Source organism: Methanobrevibacter sp. (genome assembly GCF_036307625.1).
Taxonomy (GTDB): Archaea; Methanobacteriota; Methanobacteria; order Methanobacteriales; family Methanobacteriaceae; genus Methanocatella.
Genome location: NZ_JAXJXF010000054.1, coordinates 1 through 7,022 on the forward strand (window position 1 = coordinate 1; position 7,022 = coordinate 7,022).

The 7,022-nt window shown below is 28.3% G+C and carries 6 protein-coding genes; 5 read left to right on the forward strand and 1 reads right to left on the reverse strand.

All coding sequences use genetic code 11. The annotated features are described in order from the left end of the window. Positions 1-468 precede the first annotated feature (468 nt). The gene (locus UIB65_RS03325) at positions 469-2,196 is read right to left on the reverse strand and encodes an MATE family efflux transporter (RefSeq protein ID WP_330039706.1); all 1,728 of its coding nucleotides are present in this window, start codon (positions 2,194-2,196) and stop codon (positions 469-471) included. Between the two features lie 1,167 nt (positions 2,197-3,363). Here UIB65_RS03325 and UIB65_RS03330 point away from each other — a divergent pair. From UIB65_RS03330 to UIB65_RS03350, 5 genes are all read left to right on the forward strand, one after another. Continuing rightward, positions 3,364-3,669 carry a hypothetical protein gene (locus UIB65_RS03330; protein WP_330039707.1) on the forward strand — a complete coding sequence of 102 codons (306 nt, stop codon included), beginning with the start codon at positions 3,364-3,366 and terminating at the stop codon, positions 3,667-3,669. Then, on the forward strand, positions 3,659-4,054 hold the full coding sequence (locus UIB65_RS03335) for a HEPN domain-containing protein (RefSeq protein WP_330039708.1): 396 nt from the start codon (positions 3,659-3,661) through the stop codon (positions 4,052-4,054). The genes UIB65_RS03330 and UIB65_RS03335 overlap by 11 nt, the downstream gene beginning before the upstream one ends. Positions 4,055-4,432: 378 nt before the next feature. Further along, positions 4,433-4,939, forward strand: coding sequence for a transglutaminase-like domain-containing protein (locus UIB65_RS03340; protein WP_330039709.1), 507 nt, complete (start codon positions 4,433-4,435; stop codon positions 4,937-4,939). Between the two features lie 81 nt (positions 4,940-5,020). Next, the gene (locus UIB65_RS03345) at positions 5,021-5,830 is read left to right on the forward strand and encodes a hypothetical protein (RefSeq protein WP_330039710.1); all 810 of its coding nucleotides are present in this window, start codon (positions 5,021-5,023) and stop codon (positions 5,828-5,830) included. A gap of 112 nt (positions 5,831-5,942) precedes the next feature. Further along, on the forward strand, positions 5,943-6,548 hold the full coding sequence (locus UIB65_RS03350; protein WP_330039711.1) for an NAD(P)H-dependent oxidoreductase: 606 nt from the start codon (positions 5,943-5,945) through the stop codon (positions 6,546-6,548). Positions 6,549-7,022: the final 474 nt, after the last annotated feature.

Sequence of the window (7,022 nt, forward strand, 5' to 3'; positions counted from 1 at the left end):
GTTGAAAATATGGTGCTTGCTATCTCTTATTTATTCCTAGCAAGTTACTATGTATTGTTGGCTATTAACTTGTTAATGTAAAACAATCTATGATGTCGAATTGGAAGCCTAGTTGGATTTCATCCGAAATTTTCTAATTTGATAAACTGACAATTTAAATGACAATTAGCTTTAATATGTGTTTTATAGCTTCCTTTTTTACACATAGTTCAAAAAAGCATTATTATTTCCACTTTAAAGACACCAAAATATTATTGATAAGATTTATATGGGCCGATATTAAATATTATAATTTAATATCTAAAGTACATTATATTTTGTATAGTATACGGGCAAAATCCATTATACTCTATTTTTAAGGAATTATTTTAGATTTGCTGAAGATACGATACATTTAAAAAGATTTAATTCATGTTTATAATGATTTTATTTATTGTTTTTCAGTAAATGTTGTGACTTTGTGTCAAATCAACGTTTTAGAATTATGAAAATAAACGCCATTAAAGCCCCGGCAATGATAAACCACTGAATGAATCTATTACCATAACTATGCATGAATGTGAAAAGTATGACGGCAGAGACAATAACTCCAGATAAAGAAATTATAGGCTTATCTAATTTTGTTATAAGAAAGATGCTGAGTGTAAAGATAATCAAACCAATTATTCCACTTAGGACTATGAAATGATTATTAATCGAAATAAGTGAAAGTATAATCAATATTACACAAATTATCATGACTATTAATGCCACATTTAACAGTACTTTTCTTAAAGTCTTATTTTTCGCCCAATCATCTTTGATTTTTGCATGCTCTTTTAAGGATTCGGTTTCATTATCAGAATTGAACGTTTTAACGACATCCTTATTTTTGTATTTTTCATCAAAATTCCTGAATAAATATCTTAAGAATGCATAAAATATAATCGCAGACAGCACCTCGGAAACAGTTACTCCAATAAGGACGCAGTGGCTGATGCCCTGCATATTCAATACATATATTACGCCGCATTGCACACAAAGTTTTATGAAAATGAAAAACAGTGAATACATACTTTTTCCAAAACCGTCCAACATTTTTGAAGAAACAATTGTAAATGGAAGTGAAATCATTATAACTGTCCCAAGAATTGCAATCCAAAGTATTTCTGTCTGCATTCCGGTAATGGAAAAAAGGCTAAATGCATAATCGCGCAAAATTATGAATGCAATCATCACTACAATTGTTGTTATAACACATATTTTAAGTGTGTATTTATACATTTCATATAATTCATCGAATTCATGTGCACCGAATAAATGCCCTGTAACACTCATTAATGCCCTACCATAACCCCTGACAGGTGAATTCAATAAGGTTTTAAGTTTATTTGATGCAGAATAAATTACCGGTCCGACAGGTCCCATTGTCGCTGTTAATATGCCATTAATAAATGATGATGTGAAAGTCCATAATCCCTCATCCAGGAAATTAGGAAAGGCGACCTTGCAAATTTCAATAAGTATATACGGGTGGAATTTAAAGTATTTTCTAGATAAAGGAATTTTTGTTCTTCCAAGCAGATACATTAACACGAAAACTATGAATGGAATTAATGAAGATAAAATAGTGGCATATGATGCTCCTTTAACTCCTAAATTCAAATTAAAAATAAAAATAGGATCCAATATTAAATTTAAAATATTTGATGATATTATGAATATGGTCGGAATTCTTGAATTTCCTTCTGCCTGTAAAGTTTCAGAGAAAAAATTAACAAACATGAATATATATGCAAAAGTTAGAATTGGCATCAGATAATCCATAGCTAAAAGATATGAATCAGCAGGGTTTACACTATATAATATTTCCTGAGCAAACACAGCACAAATTAATATAAGAATCCATATTATATTGGTAAGAAGGATTCCATGAATTAGTGTATTATATCCGCTTTCATAATCGTCAACCCCAATATAACGGGATATCAGGGAATTAGCTCCACGTCCAAGTGAATCGCCGAATGAAAATACAAGTGAAACAAAAGGGATTGAAATGCCCACTGCAAAAGAAGCATGAATGTTTATTTGTGTTACCCATGCCATATCAACAATACCATAAATTGAATCAAAAATACAAAATGCTATTATTGGTATACTCAATTTCCAAAAAGATTTTTTAGGTTGTGAAACCAAATCAATTTTTTCATGCATCATTAAAAATTTTATTTTTCTTTAATATAAATATGTTCACATTATGTTTCTAATAATGTGGAGGATGTGATGTTTGTTGCAACATGTAGTTTAAAATTTATATAATATTCAGTCAAATATTATGGTATCGCAGATAAAGTAGTAAATATATTGTATAGTATACGGGCAAAATCCCTTTTAAATGATTTTTAGGCTTTATATTCTTTGTCAGAGTTTAATAATTGTTTTTTTATTTTAAATTAATGTTGGGTATAAAATACATTAATTATTCATTATTTATTCTTATTTTTATAAAAAAATTCTTATAATAATTATTTTTAAAGAAGATTTTGGCTTTTTTTGGTATGTGATTATAGAATTTTTTATTATAATAAAATTGTCATTATGATTAAAATTAAATTTAATGAAAACAATCCTAGTATAATATTTTTATATTTAAACTCTTTAGAGGGATATATAAAGATAATTAATAGTATTGTTATTATTAAATTAAGAATTGATATCCATATCATTTTTTATCAGACTCCATTTTAATTATGGGAAGGTTTATATAATGAAAAAAAGAAAAGAAGTATTATGGGATTAACCCCATAACACTTTCAATATTAATTGCAATATTGAAATTATTGCTTGAATAATTCCAAGTGCAATTAATATTTTTTCGCTTTTTTTCATGGAAAACCTCCATAATCGAGCTACTTATCATAGCTCTAATGGTTAATTCTATTTTTCATTGCATATATATCTATTTAATCTTATTAAAGGTGTTTCAAATAGTTATTATTGAATTTATTATGTAAAATTGCTTTGTTCATGGAATATTGCTTCACTTGGTAATATTGTTCTCATATGGTAATATTGCTTTCATTTACAACAAAAACTTTATTAATGGCGGTATTTATATTATTTACATATTTTAAGATATTATTTTCCAAATTTGGACTAATATCTATAGGGATTTGGTTCAATGAACGTTCACGGAAGTTTTATGCATCATCTGTTAAAGGAAACTAATTAACATCAAAAAATATTTTCAGTGAAATTATCGCAAAAGAAATCTATCCGGTGGCATTTAATCCATTGGATCGGAAAACAACTGCATGGGAATATTTGAAAATAAATGCCTGTATGAAATGGTAATGTAATTGGTAGATATGAGGAGTTGTCTAAATGATTAATATTATTGATGAAGTTGGTGAATTGTTAAATGAATATAATTTAAATTTAAATGATGTTATTTTTGTTTTTAATGGGAATGTTGTTGAAAATGAGGATTTTTTAGAAAAATATGATGTTTTCTATGAAAATGGATGGGGTTTATGCAATTTCACCAATATTCAAATTGTAATTGATGATTATACGTGGTTTGAGAGAACCAGTTATGACGGATGTGAAAAGTTTGTTTTGAAGGCCCACCCTCTTTTGAGCAAATATCAAAATCGGGAATCTCATACGGAGTATTTTTATGAAAGATAAGTGGATAACTGATGCATGGTTCAGTAAAGCTGAAAGACATATCAATGTTTGTGAACTCTATTTTGACATGAGTGAATATCCATTTATTGTAAATTCCTGTTTTTTAGTGATGTATTCTGTTGTTAAAGCGTTATTCGTATTGAAAAATATTGAATGCAAAACTCTTGAGGGGTTGATATATCTGCTTAAGATAAATTATCTTGATCAGGAATTGTTTGATAAGGATTTGTTTAAATTCTTCTGCAATACTAAAGAGTTGAATTCCGAATTTTTACAAATCAAATGGGACTGTTTTGATGAGAATATTGTGTTAAAAATCTTCAATAACACTAAGGTGTTCATTGATTATTCAAAGGATTTGTTTGATGAGTTATTTGATGTGTAATGCCGTAATTTTCAGGTAGTGGTTCTTTAAAAGTTTAACATATGAATAATACTTTTTAAATTTTAATAAAAGTTAAACCTATATGTTTAATAATTTAGATATGATGTGTTTAGCTTCTGAATTTCAGTGATTGAAAAATAGCGGGGGTGCATCTTACAATAAATACGTAATGATGAAAAGTATAAAATAAAATTGGTGAAAAATATAAAAAAGTGATGATGGAAGAATATTTGCCAATATACACTTAACGTGCAGAGCTAAAAGTACATTATATTTTGTATAGTATACGGGCAAAATCCCTTTTAAAAAGTTTTTTAGAATTTATAAATGAATATTATTATTTTATTTTGTTTTAATCCAGTAATATGGTGAAATCACATGGAAGATTATTTAATGGAAACACCAAGTATTGATTATATGAATCCCCTTATTCAAGATAAGGTTCGGGAATTAAGGGATAAATCTGGAGATACTTTGGATTATATCAAAAGGAGTTACCTCTTTGTTAGGGATGAAATTCCTCACTCAGGGGATATTGAAACAAATATAGTTTCAAAAACTGCCAGTGATGTGCTTAAAAATAAAACTGGAATCTGCTGGACAAAATCCTGCCTTCTTGCAGCACTTTTAAGAGCAGATGGAATTCCGTCTGGCATCAGTTATCAACTGCTTACAAGAGCAGATGATGCAAGTGAAGGTTATATGATTCATGCCTTAAACACTGGGTATATAAAAGATTTGGATAAGTGGATTAGACTTGATGCACGAGGAAATAAGGAAAATATTAATGCATATTTCAGTTTGGATGAGGAACACTTGGCCTATACAATCCGAAGTGAACTGGGTGATCTTGATTATCATGACAATCACTCCGATTTGGATTAAAGGTTGATTAATATCCTGAATGAAAGTGAAAGCATATTGGAAATCTCAACAGACTTTGAGTTTTAATAACGAGGGAAATAAATGAAAATACTGTATTTAACTGATTTGTATTACGAAGCCAAAGGTAGAAATTATTTTGAAGAGGATTTATACATTTCCGGAATATTGAAGGAACATTTTGACATTGCATTGTGCCATCCGAAAAATTCAAAGGATTTTGAAAACGATGTGGATTTAATCGTTTTTAGAAATACCGGTCCTGTAAGTGGTTTTGAGGAAGTGTATGAATCTTTTGTCAAGAGGGTATCTTCAAACAATATCAGGACTTTCAACGAGTTTGTAGGCAAGGCTGATATGAAAGGCAAACAATATCTTTTGGATTTGACATTAGAGGATTATCCGGTTATTCCAACCATTGATAATCTTGAAAACATTAATCTGCTTCCTGATTGTGAAAGATATGTCATTAAACCAAAGGATGGTGCAGATTCAATAGGTCTAGAATTTCTAACAAAGAGTGAACTATTTGAAAAAGACCTCGTGAACATGCTAATACAACCGGCAATTGACTTTGAATATGAGGTATCATTCTATTTCATTAATGGCCGTTTGGAATATGCATTATATGCTCCGGATAATGACAAACGTTGGGAACTTGAAAAATATGAATTCAGTCAAGATGATAAGGAGTTTGCAGAAAAATTCATTGCTTGGAATGACATTGAAAACGGAATCCAAAGAGTCGATGCCTGCCGTACGAAAGAGGGCGAATTGCTATTGGTGGAGCTTGAGGATTTAAATCCTTACCTGTCTATTCTGGAGCTGGATGAAAAAACAAGAGATGATTTCATGAATCATTTGATTATTGCTTTAAAAAACATTTGCGATTAGCCATAACTATTTCAAGGTTATTATCTGTAATATTTTGTTTTAAGCATTTTTTCGCATTTTTTTAATAATTTTACTATTGGATTATTATATTATAAAATAAAAATTATTTAATATGATAAATCCAAAGGTACATATAGTTTATGCACATCCTAGTAAAAAATCAATTACTCATGAAATAAAAGAGGGATATATCCAAGGTTTAACAGAAAATGGAATAGAATATACATTAATAGATTTATATGAATCTAATTTTAATTCAGATATTACAGAAGATGAATATTTAATGGAAAATAACAATATATACTCTCCATTATCTAATGAGATAATACTTGAACAAGAAAGAATCAACAATGCAGACATATTAACATTTATATTCCCATTATTTTGGATGGATGTACCGGCAAAATTAGTTGGGTACTTCACAAGAGTATTCACTAAAGGATTCAAATATGATCATGAAAATGGAACTGAATCCACAATGAAAATAATGAAAGAGACTAATTTTTTAATTAGTGCTGGAAGCAATTATGAAGAACTAAATCATGATGGAAAACTAAAAGCATTAAAGACAATATTTATAGAAGATCGTATGGCTGGAAAGACTGAAAAGACTAATATGTACATATTTGATGAAACCACATATCATAAAGAACTAATATTAAAAAATCGTAAAAATTATAGTCTAAAAGCGAGAAAAATAGGAAAAAATACAATTTAATAATTTTAAAAATTGAATAAGGATAAATTTGTTAAACAAATTTTGACACATCCCCATTCAACATATATAACTATTGGTCTGTATTCTGTCGACCAAACATCCTAAGATGTTATATAATATTATGAACATCAAAATATATAAAAGTTTCATTTGTCACTTATTTTCATATTAAAGCAATATTCTATTCTAAAAACAATTTTATATTCTAAAATCAATGTTTATTTTTAAAAATAAGAAATTATAAATAGTTTTAAAACGAAATATCTAATTCTAAAACACTAATAAAATAATATATGACTGTTGGTGTTTTTATGAAGTGGAAAGAGCATTCGATTAAAAACACTCCAATCAAATTGGAGAATTAGTATTTTGACTGTTGAAAATATGGTGCTTGCTATCTCTTATTTATTCCTAGCAAGTTACTATGTATTGTTGGCTATTAACTTGTTAATGTAAAACAATCTATGATGTCGA